The following is an 18,219-nucleotide window of genomic DNA, read 5'->3' as shown; positions in this document are numbered from 1 at the left end:
TCGAAAGTTGGTTCAGGGCAATCCCGAATTTAAGGTACCGTGTCGGCAGAGATGGTGATGGATAGCTCGATGGAGGCCGCGTGCCAGCACAGCTGACTACCCGCGCCCAGGTCAATGGCTACCGATTCCTGTTGCGCCGCCTCGACCACGCACTGGTGCGTCGAGATGTCCGAATGCTGCACGATCCGATGCGTTCGCAGGTGCGCTCACTGTGGGTGGGGGTGGCACTGGGGTTGCTGATCGTGGCGGGTGCCGCGATTCTGGGTCTGCTTCGTCCGCAGGGTGCGATCGGCGATTCGCTGATCGTTTCCGGCAAGGACTCCGGTGCCCTGTATGTCGTGCGCCAGACCGAGGACGGCGGCAAAGTGCTGCATCCGGTCCTGAACCTCGCCTCGGCTCGGTTGATCACCCAGAGCGATGCCGCACCGCACGCGGTGAAGGACAACAAGCTCAACGATCTGCCGCGTGGTCCGATGGTCGGCATTCCCGGTGCGCCGAGTGCCCTGCCCGGTTCCGGACAGGGCGGCAGTTCCACCTGGACACTGTGCGAGACGATCCAGCTCTCGCAAGGCGGCAGCGCGGCCTCGGCCTCGGGCGCCACCACCGCCGCCGTGGCAGGCGCCCCCGCCCTGGGCGACCGCATTCGCGAAGCACACTCCAACGACGCGCTGTTGGTGCGCCGCGAGGACAAGACCTACCTCATCTACGACGGCAAACGTGCCGAAGTGGATCCGGGGAACTCGGTCATCGCGCGCTCCCTCGATCTGCCTGCGCACCGTGCCCGGCCGATCGGCACGGGGCTGCTCGGTGTCACCACCGAGGTGCCACCGCTGGCGGCACCGACCGTGCCCGGTGCCGGTGAGCCGGGCCCCGGTCCCTTGTCCAGGATTCCCGTCGGCGGCATCGTCGCGGTGGCGAGCGCGGACCGTTCGGCGCGGGCCCAGTCCTATGTCGTGCTCGCCGAGGGCGTGCAACCGGTGAGCCCCTTCGCCGCGCAGGTCATCCGCAACGCCGATTCCCATGGCATGAACGATATTCCGATGCTGCCACCGGATGTGCTCGACGATGTCGCGGTGGTGCGCACACTGCCGGTGGATGATTTCCCGGTGGAGACACCGGCGATCCTCGACGCGGAGGACGCGCCGGTCGCCTGTGTCTCCTGGTCGAAGACACCGGGAACCAGTCCCACGCAGCGCACATCGGAGGCGGGCGACGGCCCGAACGAGCGGGCCGCGGTGAAACTGCTGGCGGGTACCCGGTTGCCGATCCCCGATTCGGCCAAGGTGGTGGATCTCTCGGGCGCCGACGGCACCGGCGATCGGGTGGACGGGGTGTACGTGCCTCCCGGCACCGGCGAATTGGTTCAGGTGACCGGGATGGAACCGGGCAGTCCGCGACTGGGCAGCCTGTTCTATGTGGCCGACAACGGCGTCCGGTACGGCGTGCCCGACCTGGCGGTGGCGGCGGCCATCGGATTGGGCCAGAGCCCGCGGCTCGCGCCGTGGGCGGTCATCGGTCAACTCGTTCCCGGTCCGACATTGTCGCCCGCCGAGGCCCTTTCCGCCTACGACTCCCTGCCCACCGGGCACTGAATCCAGCACCGGCCATGGTGCGCCGGTGCTGGATTCGCGGTGGTGAGATCAGGCGGGCCAGTTCACATTCAATGTGCTGAGCAACCCGGACAGCGCGGTCCGCATATCGGGTTCCTCGATCCGCATCAGCACCGACTCGTCGACGGTGGACAGGTCGATCGAGTCATCGTTGGCGAGCCGGAATTCGCGCTCCTCCTCCGCGGCTTCGATGACATTGCGAATGAAGCGGCCGTTACCGGCGAGGTCGACCCCACGTCGCGGTTGACCGCTCTGATCGGTGCTCTCGTGCGCGTACAGGTGCGCGCAGGCCTCGACCAGCAGCGCCGCCGCGTCGTCGGACAGTTCGGAGTCCCGCTTGCTCGCGATCACCAGACCGATCTGCCCGAGTTCCTCGGGGGTGTAGGAAGGGAACTGCAGACGCTTCGAAAATCGTGATGCCAGACCGTCGTTGGCGGTGAGCAGGCGGTCTATCTCACCGTCGTATCCGGCGATGATCACCACCAGTCGATCGCGATCGTTCTCCATCCTGGCCAGCAGGGTGTCCACCGCTTCGCGACCGAAGGCGTCACCGCCGGAGAGCCCGGTCTGGATCAGGGTGTACGCCTCGTCGATGAACAGCACACCGTCCATCGCCGTATCGATCAGTTTCTCGGTCTTGATGGCGGTGCCACCGAGGTTCTGGCTGACGAAGTCGACGCGCTTGGCCTCGACCACCTTGTCGGTCTTCAGCAGTCCGACACCGCAATAGATCTTGGCCACCACCCGGGCGATGGTGGTCTTGCCGGTGCCAGGCGGTCCGGTGAAGGCCAGGTGCTGACCGCGGGCGGCGCTGGCGAGGCCCTTCTCGGCGCGGATCTTGGCCAGCTGTGCCGACGACTGCAACTTGGCCACCTGGGTCTTCACCGAGGTGAGGCCGATCTGGCTGTCGAGCTCGGCGCGCGCCTCGGCCAATACCTTCTTCGCCCGGTCCTCGGACTCGGCCTGCTCGAGTTGCTGTAGCGACGGTGCGGATTCGGGATCCCACTTGTCGGTGCGGGCGTCGATCGATTCGCGGCTGGTGACCGTGATGCGATACGTGCGATCACGCATTGCGGCGGTGTTGGCACCGAAATCCGGTGCCTGCGAATAGACCTTCTCGAACAGCGACTGCGCCTCGTCCTCGCTGCCGGTCTCGCGCAAGCACAGGCCACGACAGAACATCGCGGTGGAACGAGCCATCGGAATCGGCCCGTTCTCGGCGGCCTGCATCCGCCGGATGGCCTCGCCGAACAGGCCGAGCTGGGCGCATGCGGTGCCGACCATCACGTGCGCGCCCGCCGCGAGATACGGATCGTCCCACTCGGCCGAGCCGGCGAGCACGGTCATCACATCGGGCCAGCGCTGGGTGTTGTAGTGCAGCACTCCGCGGATGTACGCGCTGATCCGGTTGTCGGCCTCGCGGTCGGGATCCGACGCGAGTCCCGCTCGATGGGTGGCGAGCTCGTCGAGTGCGCGCTCGGCCTCGTCGTACTCCTTGTCCGCGATCAGGTGCGCGGCCCAGGCCAGTGCGATCTCGGTGTAGCCGGCCAGCGGGTAATCGATGTAGAGGCCGGGCAGGAAGCGGCCCGCCAATGCCCTTGGGGCCAAACCGAGCCGGCGTTGCTCGCGATAGAGGCTGGTCGGCGCGGTCTTGTACAGGTTGAACAAGACTTCCTTGGTCGATTCGCCCGCGGCGGCGCGGCCGAGCCACGCGTCGCACATGGTGGGATCCCACTCGGTGGCGCGTTGGAAGGCGAGTTTCGCGTACTCGACGTCGCGCGCGGATTCCTGTCCCTCGATGGACAGGCCCAGTGACAGGATTCCGGCGTCGAATGCGCGCTGAGCTTGGCGGTTGCCGGTCATTACTGTCGAGTCCCCGAAGTCTTGGTAGCGGAATGTGCAGCGTTGCGCTTGTTACCCAGACTACCGATCTGCGGGGGCCTGGTCTGTCCGTTACATTAGGTTCAGCTGCCGAGAGGTTGCAACGCAAGTGTCTTCTACGTGTGAGAGATCTGCGCTGGTGCGAGAGTTGTTCACTCAGGGGGTGTTCCGCCGAGTGCGGTATTTCGGGATCCAACGGTCGAACGGCACTTCGTGGTCGGGAGGGCGAACCTCGTGATCGAGGCACCGGCGACCAGCTCACGAATCGCCGAACCCGACCTGTGTCGGGTGTCGGTGATCGGCGGGAACACACAGGTGGACGTTGGTCTGCCCGCGACCGTGCCGATCGCTGGATTCATCGGTGACCTGGTCGAGCTGATCAATTCACGCAACCCCGCTCCCATCGAGGGCGAGGAAGATTCGGCCGCCGTGCAGGCCAGGCATTGGACCTTGGCCCGACTCGGCCGCGACGCCATCGCGCCGAGCCGCACGCTCACCGAGGCCGAGGTCTACGACGGTGAACTGCTGGTGCTGCGTTCGGTGTCGGCCAAGGAAGCGCCCGCGCTCTTCGACGACGTCATCGACGCGGTCTCGCGCCTGACCACCGAGGAATTCCACGGCTGGACCGGCAAGGCCGCCCGCTGGATGGGCCTGGTCGCCGCCACGCTCACCGTGCTGACCGTGCTCGTGTTGCTGGCGATCTCGCGTGCGCACGGTGATCCGCTCGCCCCCGCCTTCGCCCTCAGTGGCCTCGGCATGCTGGCCCTCGCGGTCGCGGGCATCTCTTCGCGCAAGTATCAGGACTTCGTGACCGCAGATTGGTTGTCACTGAACGCGCTGCTGTTGTTGTTCGGTGGTGCGGCACTGTTCGTGCCGGGTTCGCTCGGTGGACCGAACCTGCTGCTCGGCGCGGCCGTGACGGTTGTCGTCGCGGTCGTCGGATATCGGGTGACCGCGAGCGGGGCGACACTGTTCACCGCAGCGGCCGCCCTCGGCATCGTCGCCTGTGTGGTCGGCGTGGTCTACCTCATCTGGCATCCCGCGCTGCCCAAGATCTCGGCGGGACTGTTGGTGGCGGGCATCACGATTCTGTCGATGGTGCCGCGCATCGCCGCGCTGCTCGCCCGGCTGCCGGTTCCGCCGGTGCCCACCGCGGGCGCGGCGATCGATCCGGCCGATCACGAACCACGTCCGACGATCGAGGGCATCGGCGCGATCGGTGCCACGGCACTGCCCTCGGCCAGCGGCCTCGGCGAGCGTGCGCGCGCGGCCAACCAGTACCAGTCCGGGCTGATCATCGCGTGCGCGATCACCGCGGCTTTCGGTGCCTTCGGTGCCGCCGATCCACTCGGTTCGCCCCGCTGGCAGGGCATTGTGCTCGCCATCGCGACAGCCATCATCCTGTGCCTGCGCGGTCGCTCCTTCGCCGACCTCACCCAGGCGGCCACCCTGATCGCGGGCGGCTGCGTGGCGTTCGTCGCGCTGGTCGTCGGAATGGCTTCCAGTGACACCGATGCCGATATCGTCGCCATCGGCATCCTGCTCGCCTTCGCCGCGGGGACAGTGGGATTCGGTGTCATCGGCCCCCAGATCGAAGTCACCCCGGTGACCAGGCGTGCCATCGAGATCTTCGAGTACATCCTCATCATCTCCCTGATACCGCTCGTACTGTGGATCATGGGGGTGTACTCCATGGCCAGAAACATATGAGCGGCAGCGACTTCGGCCGACGGGTCATCCGCGTGGTCTGTGCCACGGCCGTGCTGGGTGCCGGAATGGGCCTTGGTGGTCCGGCCGGCGCCATCGGACCACCACAGATCGATCCGGGCGCACTCGGCACGGCGCAGGCGCTCAGCGGGCGCCCGGCCCCGCTGGAACCGACCGAGCCGTCGGCGCTGTGCGCCGAGCCGCTGCTGACCGGGTCGGCGCCCTCGGAACCGCCCATTTCCCAGCAGGTTCTCAACCTCGCCTCGGCGTGGAAGTTCAGCCGGGGCGCGGGCCAGAAGGTTGCGGTGATCGATACCGGCGTTCAACGGCATCCCCGCTTGCCCGACCTGGAAGCGGGCGGTGATTACGTCTCCGGCTCCGACGGCACCGAAGACTGTGACGGGCACGGCACGCTGGTCGCGGGCATCATCGGCGCCAAGCCGAGTCCCGACGACGCGTTCGTCGGCGTGGCGCCCGACGCGCGGATCCTGTCGATTCGACAGCTCAGCCTCACCTTCGAGGCGGTCGACAAGCAGGGCGGTCAGGAACCGGGCGAGATCAGCAACGACGGATACGGCAGTGTGCTCACCCTCGCCGCCGCCGTCGTTCGTGCGGTCGACATGGGCGCCACGGTGATCAATATTTCCGAAGTCGCCTGCAGCCCAGCGGGTTCCGGCAGTGCAGACGCATCCCTCGGCGCGGCGGTGAAGTATGCCTACGAACGCAATGTGGTGGTGGTCGCGGCGGCGGGAAATGTACAGACCGACGGTGCCTGCAAGGAACAGAACAAGGTGCCCGGATGGTCGTCGGTCAGCACGATCGCCAGTCCCGCCTGGTTCGCGCCCTATGTGCTGAGCGTCGGCTCGGTGGACGCCGACGGCAAGGTCTCCGAGCTGTCGCTGCGCGGGCCGTGGGTCAGTGTCGCTGCCATCGGCCGCAACATCGTGTCGCTGGACAGCAAACCGGGTGGCGTCGGGCTGGTCGACGGCGTGCAGACCAACGAGGGCGTGCGTCCCATCGAGGGAACGAGCTTCGCCGCGCCCTATGTGGCGGGTCTGGCGGCGCTGGTGCGTTCGCGTTTCCCCGACCTGACCGCCCAGCAGGTGATGGACCGGATCACCCGGACCGCGCACGCACCGGGTAGCGGTCACGACGACGGCATCGGACACGGTCTGATCGATCCGCTCGCCGCACTCACCGCGCAGCTACCGGATCAACCCATCGCGGTCGGCGCCGATGTCCCGCACCCGGTTGCGGCGCCGGTATTCCCACCGGGGCCCGATCCACGCGCCCGCCGAGTCGCGGTGATCGGGACGACCGTCGTGCTCGGTGGCCTGGCGATCGGGCTCGGGCTCGCCTATCCATTCCGCCGAAAACGGGCACCCGTCGACCTCGATCCGTGATCTGAACCACGCGAGGAAGATTCACCCGCTCGAAGATCGATAGAGGGAACCATGGCTACCGAAGGATTCGTCCGTCGCCCACGGATCGCGCCACCGCGTGCGCCGGGTGGCGAAGTGGCGCTCACCGCGCCGCCCGAGGTGCCACGGGCACTGCCCGCGCCGCTGATGATGAAAATCATGCCGGTGATCATGATCGTCGCCGTGGTCGGCATGATCGCGATGATGGCCACCATGGGCCGCAATCTGCTGGCGAACCCGATGTCGATGATGTTCCCGATGATGATGATCATGTCGATGGCGGGCATGATGACCGGCATGCGCGGCGGTGGCGGCAAACGCGCCGTCGAGCTCAACGAAGAGCGCAAGGACTACTTCCGCTATCTGGACCAGGTCCGAAAAGATGTGCGCCGCACGGGTGGCAAGCAGTGGGAGACCCTGGGCTGGAGTCATCCCGAACCCGCCGATCTGCCGTCGTTGATCGGTGGCCGCCGGATGTGGGAACGCAGGCCGAACGACCCCGACTTCGGGCACGTCCGCGTCGGCGTGGGCAGCCATCGCCTCGCCACCAAGCTGGCTCGCCCGGAGACCGGTCCCCTCGAAGACCTCGAACCCGTCTCGACCGTGGCGTTGCGTCGATTCGTGCGTACCCATTCCGTGGTGCACCAACTGCCGACCGCGGTCTCCTTACGGGCGTTTCCCGCCATCAACATCGCGGGTCCGCAAGAGGATTCGCGAATGCTGGTGCGCTCGATGCTGATGGAGCTGGTCACCTTTCACGGTCCCGACCACCTGGCCGTCGCCATCGTGTGCGCCGACCCCGACGGCCCGTGGGCCTGGGCGAAATGGCTTCCACACCTGCAGCATCCGAACCAGCGCGACGGCATGGGCACGGCCAGAATGCTGTACACCTCGCTCGGCGAGCTGGAGACCGCGCTGGGCGCCGAACTGATGGAACGCGGCCGCTTCATGCGCAATCCGCAGCCGACGCCGGGCAGAGTGCATCTGGTCGTGATCATCGACGACGGCTACGTCAGTGGCAGTGAACGGTTGATCAGCGAATCCGGCCTCGATTCGGTCACCGTCCTCGATCTCACCGCGCCCGAGAACGGCCTGGCCGCCCGGCGCGGTCTGCAACTGGTCGCCGCCGCCGGGGAGGTCTCGGCGCGCAGCGCCGCCGGAGTCGAGAAGTTCGCCACCGCCGACACCGTGAGCGTCGCCGAATCCGAATCCTTCGCCCGCTCGCTGGCCAGATATCGGCTGGCCACCGCGGCGCAGATCGTCAGCCTGGGGGAGGGCAGCGCCGCCGACCCCGGTCTGATGGCGTTGCTGAAGATCCCCGATGCCGCCCAGATCGATCCGTCGCGAGTGTGGCGGCCGCGGACCGCGCGCGAGCGGCTGCGGGTGCCGATCGGTATCACTCCCGACGGCAATCCGGTCGAGATCGATATCAAGGAATCGGCCGAGAACGGGATGGGACCCCACGGTCTCTGCATCGGCGCGACCGGTTCGGGCAAATCGGAATTCCTTCGCACGCTGGTACTTTCGATGGTGACCACGCATTCACCGGATGCTTTGAACCTGGTACTCGTCGACTTCAAGGGCGGCGCCACCTTCCTCGGGCTCGATTCGCTCCCGCACGTCGCGGCGGTCATCACCAACCTCGAGGACGAACTGTCGTTGGTCGATCGGATGAAGGACGCGCTGGCCGGCGAGCTGAACCGTCGTCAGGAACTGCTGCGCTCGGCGGGCAACTACGCCAATGTCAACGACTACGAAAAGGCCCGCGCCGCGGGCGTTCCGCTCGACCCACTGCCCGCGTTGTTCGTGGTGGTCGACGAGTTCTCCGAATTGCTCTCGCAGAAGCCTGATTTCGCCGAGCTGTTCGTGATGATCGGCCGGCTGGGCCGCTCGCTGCACGTGCACCTGCTGTTGGCCTCGCAGCGGTTGGAAGAGAACAAACTGCGCGGCCTGGAATCGCATCTGTCCTATCGGATCGGCTTGCGCACCTTCTCCGCCAACGAATCTCGTGCGGTCCTCGGCATCACCGATGCCTACCACCTGCCGAGCGTGCCCGGTTCCGGCTACCTCAAGAGCGATGCCTCCGAGCCCCTGCGATTCACCGCGAGCTACGTCTCCGGTCAGTACGAGGCACCCAAGGGCGGACCGGTCACCGAGGACGGAACTCCCGTGGTCGGCCAGCGCCTTGCCGTGTTCACCGCTGGTCCGGTGGAGCTGCCGGAACAGCCCGACATCGAACCCGCAGGCGATGCCGCACCCCTTGGCCTGGATCCTCGGCTCGAACTCCCGCCGCCACCGTCGGCCGCAGGCGCCGCGGCAGGTGGTGAAGAGGGAATCCCCGACAGCCTGCTCGACGTGGTGGTGAAGCGACTCACCGGACACGGCCGCCCCGCCCACGAAGTGTGGCTGCCGCCGCTGGAGGAATCGCCCACCGTCGACATGCTGCTGCCCGATCCCGACTGGCGTTCACCGGTGAATCGGCACGGTCAGCTGTGGATGCCCATCGGTGTCATCGACAAGCCCTATGAGCAGCGCCGTGACGTGCTCACCACCAATCTCGCCGGGGCACAGGGCAATATCGCTGTCGTCGGTGGTCCACAATCGGGCAAGTCGACGACGATGCGCACGATCGTGCTGGCCGCCGCCGCGACCCATACTCCCGAACAGGTGCAGTTCTACTGCCTCGACTTCGGCGGCGGCAGTATGGCCGGACTCGCCGGCGTGCCGCACGTCGGCTCGGTGGCCGGTCGACTCGACGGCGATCGCGTGCGCCGCACCATCGCCGAGCTCACCACCCTCCTGCGTCAGCGCGAAGAGCGCTTCGCCGAACTCGGCATCGAATCCATGGCCGAGTTCCGGCGTCGCAAGTTCGGCGGAGCGGGCCACGAAGGCGGTGACCCGCGACTGGCCGCGGATCGCTTCGGCGATGTGTTCCTCGTGATCGACGGTTGGCTGGTGATCCGCGAAGAGTTCGACATGCTCGAAGGGGCGATCAACGCGATCGCCGCCCAGGGGCTGTCCTTCGGCATCCACCTCATCATCGGCGCGTCCCGGTGGGCGGAGATCCGTCCCGTGGTCAAGGACCAGATCGGCACCCGCCTGGAGCTGCGCCTCGGTGACCCTTCGGACTCGGAGATGGGCAGGCGTACCGCTCACCAGGTGCCGGTCGGTAGGCCCGGTCGCGGTATGACACCGGATCAGCTGCACATGCTCATCGCCCTGCCCAGGTTGGACTCCGATTCCGATCCGCAGACCCTGGCCGACGGTGCCCACCGGGCCCGCACCGAGCTGGAAGAGCTGTACCCCGGCCGCCGCGCACCCGAGGTACGTATGCTGCCGCTGAGGTTCCCGCGCGAGCAGGTGCTCGCCGCCGCGCGCGCCGCCGACATCGAGCTCGATCACAACCGGGTGGTCGTCGGCCTCGGTGAGTCCGAATTGCAGCCGCTGGTCTTGGATTTCGCGACCGAGCCGCACTTGATGGCATTCGCCGACGTGGAGTGCGGCAAGACAACGCTGCTGCGCAATATCGTGATGGGCATCGCCGAACAGTCGACCGTCGACGAGGCGCGGATGATCCTCGTCGACTACCGGCGCACGATGCTCGGCGTGCTCGAAGGTGACCAACTCGCCGGCTACTCCACGTCATCGCAGACGTGTGGGCCGATGATCGCCGAGGTCGCGGGCTACCTGTCCAAACGATTGCCCGGCGCCGACATCACCCAGCAGCAACTCCGCGATCGCAGTTGGTGGACGGGTCCGGAGATCTATGTCGTGGTCGACGATTACGACATGGTCGTCACGGGCTCGAGCAACCCCTTCGCCCCGCTGCTGGAATACCTGCCCCAGGCCCGCGACATCGGCATGCACCTCATCATCGCCCGGCGGATCGGCGGCGCCTCCCGTGCCCTCTACGACCCGATCCTCGGCGCCATGAAGAACATGTCGGTGCAGGCGCTGATCATGAGTGGTTCGCGCGACGAGGGCAAGCTCATCGGCGAAGTACGTCCGAGCAAGATGCCGCCGGGGCGTGGCACGTTGGTCTCGCGCAGCCAGGGTACGGAGATGGTGCACATCGCGGATCTGCCTGTGTTGGTTTGAGCGCTGTGTTTGTTGGAGCGCTGGCGCGCTCGAGTTCGCGCCCCTGGAGGTCCCGACGATCAGGCACCGTGGCTTGCTCCTTCGTCGCCTACGCCACGGCGCCTGATCGTCGGGACGGGCGCGAACCGCCGACTGCGTCGGCGATCCCTCCTCGAGGTCGGGATGTGCGGGGCTGCGAGTGTGGGAAGTCTGTGGTGGAGACGGTGACTCAATCCCGTAGTAAGGCCGCGGAGACTGAGCGGTGGGTGGTGCCGGTGCGGCGGGGCGGTAGTCGCGGTGGCCAGCTGCTCGTCGGGCGTTCGAACAGGGCCCTTGACGGGCCGCTGGCGACGGGGCCCGCGATGCGGGCCAGGACGAAGCCCTCGCGGCGGTAGTAGTCGTGCAGGTCGGTGTTGGTGGTCCAGGCGTCGAGGCGGACCCAGGGGCGGTGTTTGCGGGTGGCGAGGTCGGCGGCGTGGGCGAGCATGTGGTGGCCGACCTTTCGGCCGGCGAAGCGCAGGTCGACGATCATGAAGTGGACGATGACGGATTCGGCCAGTTCCCACGGTGACCAGAGGTCGGGGTCGGCGCGGTGGTTGACGGTGATCGTGCCCGCCGGTTCGCCTTCGACCTCGGCGATCCAGGTCTCGCCACGGTCCAGTGCCCGGCCGACGGCGGCGGCGAAGGTCTCGATCGCGCGGCCGCGACCGGCGACGGTCCACTGGTCGGAGCCGCGTGCGGTCAGCCAGGAGGTGCGCTGCACGCGCAGTCGGCAGATCAGCGCCAGGTCACCCAGGGTGGCCGGACGTATGCACACCGTCATGGCAAGGCGACGGCAGGCCCGGTCGCGATGCCGAGGGTTCGGGCGATGACGTCGGTGCCCGTCGCGTCGCCGAGTTGGTAGGCCAGCCGGTTGCGGCCGGCCAGGGACCGATGCCGGGTCGCCCGGGTGACCCGTTCGTGATTGGCGCCGATGCGCAGGTGGTCGAGCAGGACGGTGCCGGTGGCGACGCCGAGGACGGCGGCTTCGGCCGCGGTGGCGGCGCGGGCCAGCACGGTGTCGCGGTGCGCGGTCTCGCCGTAGCCGCGGTCGGCCAGGCGACGGGTGGTGCCCTCGGGGATGTCGTGCGGCGAGTCGATGCCTGCCGCCTCGGCGAGATCGCGTGGGTAGAAACTCACCTCCCACGACCACGGTTCGTTGTCGAGGTGCTGCACCACGGTGCGGGCGAGCACCCAGGAGTCGACCGGCACGCCGAGCCAGTGCGCGACCTGCGCGTCGGCGGGTTCCATCTTGGTGCTGAATTCCTTGGACGGTTCCCGATTCGCCGAGCGCGCGATCTCCTCGAAGATGTCGTGCGAGGACCGGGGGCGATCGCGGCGGATGTGGTCGGTGACCACCGATTCCAGCACTTCCTGGTTTCGCACGATGGTCCCGCGGGAAGTCGCTGTGTAGACCAGGTTTTCGGCGACCAGCACCTGAATCGCGTTGCGCGCGGTGGTGATCGAGACCTGCATCTGCTCGGCCAGCTCGGAATGGCTGGGCAGCCGGTCGGCCGGTTTCCACGTGCCCGCGCGGATCTCCTCGCGGAGGAGGTTCGCGATCCGGAGGTAGGTCGGACCGTCCGCCATCATGCTCCTCGGTAGGTCGTGCAGGTAACGAAGTGTACTCGTCTGGGTTACCTACGGCCGAGTAATGCTTGACAGGAAGCTTGCGAGGTTTATTGTAATGAACGTCCTGATCCGGTGCTGTGCGGCGATGACGGCGAGGCAACGTGGCTGGTTCGGAGAGTTCAACGGTCGTAATGGCTTTCCCCGACACACTGCGGTGTGTCGATCCCGCCGGGCCACCGGCGAGCACGGGTCTGCTGCCGCTCTCCGATCTCCTCGTCCGGGCGTGTCGCGGCCACCGTGTGGTCGGCGGACCTCTGCTGTGGTTCGCGCGCGATCTGGCGGTTCTGCACGAGAAGCGGGTCGTCGGGCGCGGCGGATTCGTCGACACCGATCCCGTGGTCATGCGGGAGACCGATTGCCGCCGAAGTGAACTCGTGCTCGCGATCGACGACTGGGTACTGCGCGGAGTGCCCCAGCACCGGCTCGGCGCCACCCTGCACACCGAGACCATCGGCGCGGTCATCGACCGGCTCGCCGAGTCCTCGGTGCGCGCCCACCACGCCCTGATGACCATGCCCGCCAACGACGAGATGCTGCACTGCGCCTGGCATCACCTCGCCGAACTCGCCGACGCCTACGACGACCTGGTGCGCGACGTGGTCGCCGGGCGCAGGCGGCTCCCCGAGTGGTGAAGGGCGCCGCCGGGCCTCAGCCGAACCGGTGGTGGCGCACGCTGAATTCGTCGGCCACCGTCGCGGCCAGCTCCACGTAGGCGCGCTTGGTCGTCTTGTGCAGGCGGTGCAGGTCGATCTCGGCGCCCTCGGACAGATGCTCGTCATAGGGGATGATGTGCACGGCGCGGCAGCGCGAGAGGAAGTACTCGCGCAGCTGCTGGACGCCGACATTCGGTGAACCCTCGCGCGGCAGATTGATCACCACCACCGCATTGCGGACCAGGTGGTCGTGCCCGTGCAGCGACAGCCAGTCCAGGGTGGCCGCGGCGCTGCGCGCGCCGTCGATCGCCGCCGAGGAGATCAGCACCAGCGAATGCGCCAGGTCGAGCACGCCGCTCATCGCCGAGTGCATCAGGCCGGTGCCGCAGTCGGTGAGGATGATGTTGTAGAACCGCTGCAGGATGCGGGCCACCGCCCGGTATTCCTCGTCGTTGAACGACTCGGACGCGGCCGGATCCCGTTCGCTGGCAAGCACTTCCAGGCGGCTCGAACTCTGCGAGGTGTGCCTGCGCACATCGGAGTAGCGCTCGATCGACGGATCGAGCAGCAGGTCGCGCACGGTGGATCGGGTCTGCAGCGCCACGCGCTGGGACAGGGTGCCGAAGTCGGGGTTGGCGTCGACCGCGATCACCCGGTCGCCACGGATCGAGGCGAAGATGGAGCCCAGACCGGTGGTGGTCGTCGTCTTGCCGACACCGCCCTTGAGCGAGAGCACCGCGATCCGGTAGTCACCGCGCACGGGCTGGCGGATGCGCGCCACCAGTTCCTGCAGGCGCCGCTCCTCCGCGGACATACCCGGGTTGATCGCGCCACCCGAAACATGGTGCACCGCTTTACGCCAGCCACTGCCCGGCGTCTTCTTGGCCCGCTTGACGGGGACATTGTCGAGTGAGGGCGGCTGGTATCCCGCACCCCACTGACCTTGGTTCGCGGGCGGTTGGCCGGGAGCCTGTTGACCGGGCTGCTGGTACTGCTGCGCCGGAGCTCCGGAGTTCTGCGCCCAGGGGCCATCGGGTCGCTGGTTCGGCTGGGCGAAGGTACCGTCGGGCTGCTGGTAGGGCTGGCCCGAAGCGCCGTCGGCCTGGGGGAACTGCTGCGCGGGGCTGCCATCCGGGCGGAATTGCTGCGCTGCAGTGCCGTCCGGCCGCTGGAACGGTTGGCCTACGGCACCGTCGGGCTGCTGATAGGGCTGGCCGACGGGGCTTTCGGTCTGAGAGAACTGCTGTGCCGGGGAGCCATCCGGCCGGAATGGTTGGCCGATGGCGCCATCGGGCTGGCCCGCGGGGCCGTCGGCCGGTGGGAACAGGTGTGTCGGGGTGCCATCCGGGCGGAACTGTTGCGCTGCAGGGTTGTCCGGCTGGAACTGTTGCGGGGCGACGCCGTCCGGCCGCTGGAACGGCTGGCCGTCGTTGCGCTGATAGGGGGCGTTCGGGTCCGCCGATCCACTATCGGGTCGTTGGGTGAGGGCGTCGCCGGTCCGCTGCTGCTGCGCTGCGGCATGCTGCTGCGCCGGGTCGGTCGGCTGCGCGAATTCGCCGGAGCGATAACCGGTTTGCGCGTGCTGCCCGCTACCCGGCCGGGACGGATCGAAGCCGACCGGTCCGTTCGCGGGGCCGGGATCGCTCGCGGGCGCCCGGTGCTGAGCGGCCTGGACGCGCGGATCATCCGACCGGAACACCTCGGTCCGGCCCTCGGCGGGGTCGCCCGGGATCGCGTCGTACCGCGGCGTCGCCGGATACGCGGGCGTCTGAGCGCTGTCACCAGAGGCGTACGGCGATGCGCTGCTCGGCGCCCGCTGCCCCTGCGGAGCAGCCCCGGACCCGTAGGGCGAAGCGTGCTCCGGCGCGAATCCTCCCGCGCCGTGCGGGGATCGAGGATCGGCCGACGGCTGGGGTCGCGTGCCGCGTGCGTCCGCCGATCCCGCGGAGGGGTCGATGCTCTGCGCGTCGGCGGTGTTGTTCTGCCCCGGAACGGAGGGTGCGCCGCTCGCGGACGCACCCGGACGACCAGAACCTTGGCCGCCGTGGCTCGCGGGAGTACCGGGCGCGTTGGCCCCGCTCAGTGCGGAGCTGCCGGTATCCGGTCGGGGCGTCTGAGCTCCGATGGCAGAAGCGGTTGCCTGGTGGCCGGTGCCCAGGGCGGACTGATCCGCGGCACCGGGTTGACCGTGCGCGCTTCCCGCTGGGGTCGACTCCTCGGCGTTGGACCTGGCTGCCCGGCGGCCCGTGCTGTGGGCGGGGTCGCCTGTCGAGGTGGAGTGCTCCCGCGGTGTGGAGGTGCCGGTGGTGGATGCGCCATCGGCGTCCGACAGTGCGGAGGTAGCGGAGGCGTCTGCGGAAGGTGAGTGTTGCTGGGGCGTGGGGGCGGTGCGGGGTGTCCCGGTCTGGGCAGTTGCCGTGGGGGCGGTCCCGCTGTTCGTGTCCGGCGTACCGGATTGCGGTGCCGCAGTGTCCGGGCGGCCGTTGATGGCGGATGTCGTTGTGCCGGGGACTGTCCCACGGGGGGCCGAGTCGGTGGCGGGAGCGCTGACTTCGGAGTCAGCGGGTGCCGCGGCGGTGGGGGCGTTCGGCGCACCGGTGGATTCGGCGGTTGCCGGATCGGTGCCCAGCTGTGCTGACGTTGCGGCCTGTGCGGGCGAGGAGCTCGGGCTCGACGCGTCGGCGGGGGCGTTCGCATCGGGGGTCGGCTGCTCTGGGGCTGAGTGGCGGGGGCCTGGAGTCGACGGGCGGGCGGTCTCGCTCGAGGGAGCGGAGATCGGGGTCGACGGGTGGGCAGTCTCGCTCGGGGGAGCGGAGATCGGCTCGGGGGCAGCGGTTTCGGGGCGCTCCGGTGTGGGGCGCGGAGAAACCTGCTGTGGGGGAGCAGCAGTGGGGTCGGCTGGTGCCGTCAGGCGGGGTGGGGCCTGGCGTTGTGGCTCGGGGGACTGTGCGGGCTCGCTCGGGGTGGGCGGGTCCGGGAGGGGCGGTGGGGGTGGCAGGTCGGGGCGGCGGGTTGGGCCGAGGGGAGTGAAGCCGGTCGAGGGCGGGCCCGGCCTGCGGGTGGGCAGGCCGGTGCCTGCGGATGCCTCGGCCGCCGGTGCGCCGGACTGCGGCGGCACCTGGCCGCCGGCCGCGGGACCGAGCTGTGCGGGCGGCATCGTGCCGGGGCCGACGGGAGCCGGACCACGCTGAGCGGGCGACGGCGTACCGGTCGGAGGCTGACCGGGCGCGCCGATCTGACCGCTCTCCCACGGTGTACCGGGCTGTCCCGGTGTGGGCGCGCCCTGTCGAGGTGCGTGCTCGCCCGCGGTGGGACCGGACGCAGTCGCGCCGCCTTCCCAAGGTGCGTGGCCGCCGATGCTCGACTGCGGGGTCGCATGGGTGTCCCGCAGTGCGTGATCGCCGGTGGTCGGGGCGGGGCCGGTCCGTGCGGGGGTCGCGCCGCTTTCCCATGGGGCCTGGCCGCTGGTGCTCGACTGCGGGGTCGCATGGGTGTCCCGCAGTGCGTGATCGCCGGTGGTCGGGGCAGGACTGGTCCGTGCGGGGGGCGCACCGCTTTCCCAAGGTGTCTGGCCGGGGGCCGGGGCTGGCCCCGTCTGCGGGTTCGCGTGAGTGTTCTGCAGTGGCTGATCGCCGGTGGTCGGCGTGGGATGCGGGTTGACGCCGCTCTGCCACGGGCCGCCCTGTGATGCGGGCGAGCCCTGCGGTGGGGTCGGGCCGCCTTCTCGTGGCAGGTGGTCGTTCGCTGTCGGCGCGGGACCTGGCTGTGGCGGGAGGCTGTTGTCCCAGGGAGCGCGGTCGTTCGCCGACGGGCCGCCCTGCCAAGGTGCGGGGCTGCCGGAGTTGGCGCCGCCTTCCCAAGGTGCGGGGCTGCCGGAGTTGGCGCCGCCTTCCCAAGGTGCGGGGCCGTTCGCCGAGGTGCCGCCGCCCTGCCAAGGTGCGGCGTCGTTCGCCGGAGTGCTGCCGCTCTGCCAAGGTGCGGCGTCGTTCGCCGCGGTGCTGCCGCCTTGCCACGGCGCGGCATCGTTCGCCGGAGTGCCCGTGTTCGGGCCCGACTGCTGCCAACCGGGACCCTGCGGACCAGGGCGAGGGGCGGCTTCGGGTGTACCGGTCGACCAGTCGCCGCCGGACTGCGCGGGGGCGCTCTCGGCCGCGGCCTCGTCGGCCTGCTTGTCCTTGCGCTTGCCCCGGCGCTTGTCCTTACGACCATCGTCACCACCGCCACGGCCCATGAAGCGGCGGCGTTTGGGTGCCTCGTCGATCTCGTCGTCCTGGGGCAGGTTCTCGACCGGAGCCTCGTAACCGACCTGAGTGACTTCGCTCTCCGACAGCCACGGCGGCAACATGGGAAGGCTCTCGTTGCTGCGGCTCACCGGTGCGCTCCGCTCACCAGGGTCCCCCGATCTGCTCGACCCACTTCTGGACGCCGGTGAGTTTACGCGACAACCCCGGGGTCGTGGCGGGTGGTCCGGGCGGGCGAGACGGCCGGTCCGGGTGTACGGTTCGGGGCATTTTTGCCTCTGGACACCCGGCCCGGTAAGCTTGAGCGGCGGTGCACCTATGCGCCGACTGTTCGCATGCATACCGACGAGTCCGTCGGGCCTGCGAGTGAGCAGCTATGAGGTAATCCACTTCAAGGTTGAGCATAACCGGGATCGCGGAGGATATGGCGAAGAAAGACGGGGCCATCGAGGTCGAGGGTCGAGTTGTCGAGCCGCTGCCCAATGCGATGTTCCGGATCGAGCTCGAGAACGGTCACAAGGTTCTCGCGCACATCAGCGGAAAGATGCGGCAGCACTACATTCGCATCCTTCCGGAAGACCGTGTGGTCGTCGAGCTGTCGCCCTACGACCTCTCCCGCGGCCGGATCGTCTACCGCTACAAGTGAGACCTGCCTGACGTCGCGAGCCCGAGGGCACGCGACGTCGCATGGTGTTCCGGGTCCGCCCGGAACGCGCAACAAGACTTCCCCAGTCGTCGGCTGGGGAAAAACTGTGTTCACGAGACCTTCGTGAACCAAGAAAAGATTGGACGGACGTGAAGGTTCAGCCGAGCGTCAAGAAGATCTGCGAGAAGTGCAAGGTGATCCGCCGTCACGGTCGGGTCATGGTGATCTGCGACAACCTGCGCCACAAGCAGCGTCAGGGCTGAGCAAGCCTCACCACCGGGCACCGATCGTCTGATCGGACTGACCGAAAAA

11 protein-coding genes are annotated in these 18,219 nt (G+C 68.5%); 7 read left to right on the top strand and 4 right to left on the bottom strand.

Annotated features, from left to right (window positions below; genetic code table 11):
- Window positions 1-80: 80 nt before the first annotated feature.
- Window positions 81-1,592 (top strand): type VII secretion protein EccB, encoded by a 1,512-nt coding sequence (eccB, locus tag ACFVVM_RS28620; RefSeq protein WP_387624550.1) that lies wholly within the window; start codon window positions 81-83, stop codon window positions 1,590-1,592.
- A gap of 48 nt (window positions 1,593-1,640) precedes the next feature.
- On the opposite strand, the gene eccA is transcribed toward eccB, so the two are convergent.
- The gene (eccA, locus tag ACFVVM_RS28615; RefSeq protein ID WP_387624547.1) at window positions 1,641-3,473 is read right to left on the bottom strand and encodes a type VII secretion AAA-ATPase EccA; all 1,833 of its coding nucleotides are present in this window, start codon (window positions 3,471-3,473) and stop codon (window positions 1,641-1,643) included.
- Window positions 3,474-3,704: 231 nt separating this feature from the next.
- Here eccA and eccD point away from each other — a divergent pair, with 231 nt between their 5' ends.
- The 3 genes from eccD to eccCa are packed head-to-tail and all read left to right on the top strand — an operon-like array spanning window position 3,705 to window position 10,717.
- Complete coding sequence (eccD, locus tag ACFVVM_RS28610) at window positions 3,705-5,201, top strand: type VII secretion integral membrane protein EccD (RefSeq protein ID WP_387624544.1); 1,497 nt, start codon at window positions 3,705-3,707, stop codon at window positions 5,199-5,201.
- The gene (mycP, locus tag ACFVVM_RS28605; RefSeq protein ID WP_387624542.1) at window positions 5,198-6,601 is read left to right on the top strand and encodes a type VII secretion-associated serine protease mycosin; all 1,404 of its coding nucleotides are present in this window, start codon (window positions 5,198-5,200) and stop codon (window positions 6,599-6,601) included. Before eccD ends, mycP begins: the two co-directional genes overlap by 4 nt.
- Window positions 6,602-6,652: 51 nt before the next feature.
- A complete protein-coding gene (gene eccCa, locus ACFVVM_RS28600; RefSeq protein WP_387624540.1) occupies window positions 6,653-10,717 on the top strand; it encodes a type VII secretion protein EccCa in 4,065 nt (1,354 codons plus the stop codon).
- A 208-nt stretch (window positions 10,718-10,925) separates the two neighbouring features.
- Here eccCa and ACFVVM_RS28595 read toward each other — a convergent pair whose 3' ends face one another.
- Window positions 10,926-11,519 (bottom strand): GNAT family N-acetyltransferase, encoded by a 594-nt coding sequence (locus ACFVVM_RS28595; RefSeq protein WP_387624537.1) that lies wholly within the window; start codon window positions 11,517-11,519, stop codon window positions 10,926-10,928.
- Entirely contained in the window at window positions 11,516-12,325 is an 810-nt protein-coding gene (locus tag ACFVVM_RS28590; protein WP_387624535.1) for a GntR family transcriptional regulator, read from the bottom strand. Before ACFVVM_RS28590 ends, ACFVVM_RS28595 begins: the two co-directional genes overlap by 4 nt.
- 173 nt (window positions 12,326-12,498) lie before the next feature.
- Here ACFVVM_RS28590 and ACFVVM_RS28585 point away from each other — a divergent pair, with 173 nt between their 5' ends.
- Window positions 12,499-12,999, top strand: a complete 501-nt coding sequence (locus ACFVVM_RS28585) for a DUF4254 domain-containing protein (RefSeq protein WP_387624532.1) — start codon at window positions 12,499-12,501, stop codon at window positions 12,997-12,999.
- A 16-nt stretch (window positions 13,000-13,015) separates the two neighbouring features.
- On the opposite strand, the gene ACFVVM_RS28580 is transcribed toward ACFVVM_RS28585, so the two are convergent.
- Complete coding sequence (locus ACFVVM_RS28580) at window positions 13,016-17,392, bottom strand: AAA family ATPase (protein ID WP_387624529.1); 4,377 nt, start codon at window positions 17,390-17,392, stop codon at window positions 13,016-13,018.
- Between the two features lie 293 nt (window positions 17,393-17,685).
- Between ACFVVM_RS28580 and infA the strand changes: the two genes are divergently transcribed.
- Window positions 17,686-17,907 (top strand): translation initiation factor IF-1, encoded by a 222-nt coding sequence (gene infA / locus ACFVVM_RS28575; protein WP_003418601.1) that lies wholly within the window; start codon window positions 17,686-17,688, stop codon window positions 17,905-17,907.
- A 149-nt stretch (window positions 17,908-18,056) separates the two neighbouring features.
- Complete coding sequence (rpmJ, locus tag ACFVVM_RS28570; RefSeq protein ID WP_011207363.1) at window positions 18,057-18,170, top strand: 50S ribosomal protein L36; 114 nt, start codon at window positions 18,057-18,059, stop codon at window positions 18,168-18,170.
- Window positions 18,171-18,219 lie beyond the last annotated feature (49 nt).

The organism is Nocardia sp. NPDC058176 (assembly GCF_042883805.1).
In the GTDB taxonomy this organism is placed as follows: domain Bacteria; phylum Actinomycetota; class Actinomycetes; order Mycobacteriales; family Mycobacteriaceae; genus Nocardia.
Note: the sequence above shows the minus strand (reverse complement) of the source record. Positions and strands in the feature narration are given on the sequence as shown.

Excerpts from the sequence above, each read along its gene's own strand:
- eccA (WP_387624547.1), bottom strand. The coding sequence starts at position 3,473 with ATGACCGGCAACCGCCAAGCTCAGCGCGCATTCGACGCCGGAATCCTG.
- mycP (WP_387624542.1), top strand. The coding sequence starts at position 5,198 with ATGAGCGGCAGCGACTTCGGCCGACGGGTCATCCGCGTGGTCTGTGCC.
- eccCa (WP_387624540.1), top strand. The coding sequence starts at position 6,653 with ATGGCTACCGAAGGATTCGTCCGTCGCCCACGGATCGCGCCACCGCGT.
- ACFVVM_RS28595 (WP_387624537.1), bottom strand. The coding sequence starts at position 11,519 with ATGACGGTGTGCATACGTCCGGCCACCCTGGGTGACCTGGCGCTGATC.
- ACFVVM_RS28590 (WP_387624535.1), bottom strand. The coding sequence starts at position 12,325 with ATGGCGGACGGTCCGACCTACCTCCGGATCGCGAACCTCCTCCGCGAG.
- ACFVVM_RS28585 (WP_387624532.1), top strand. The coding sequence starts at position 12,499 with ATGGCTTTCCCCGACACACTGCGGTGTGTCGATCCCGCCGGGCCACCG.
- infA (WP_003418601.1), top strand. The coding sequence starts at position 17,686 with ATGGCGAAGAAAGACGGGGCCATCGAGGTCGAGGGTCGAGTTGTCGAG.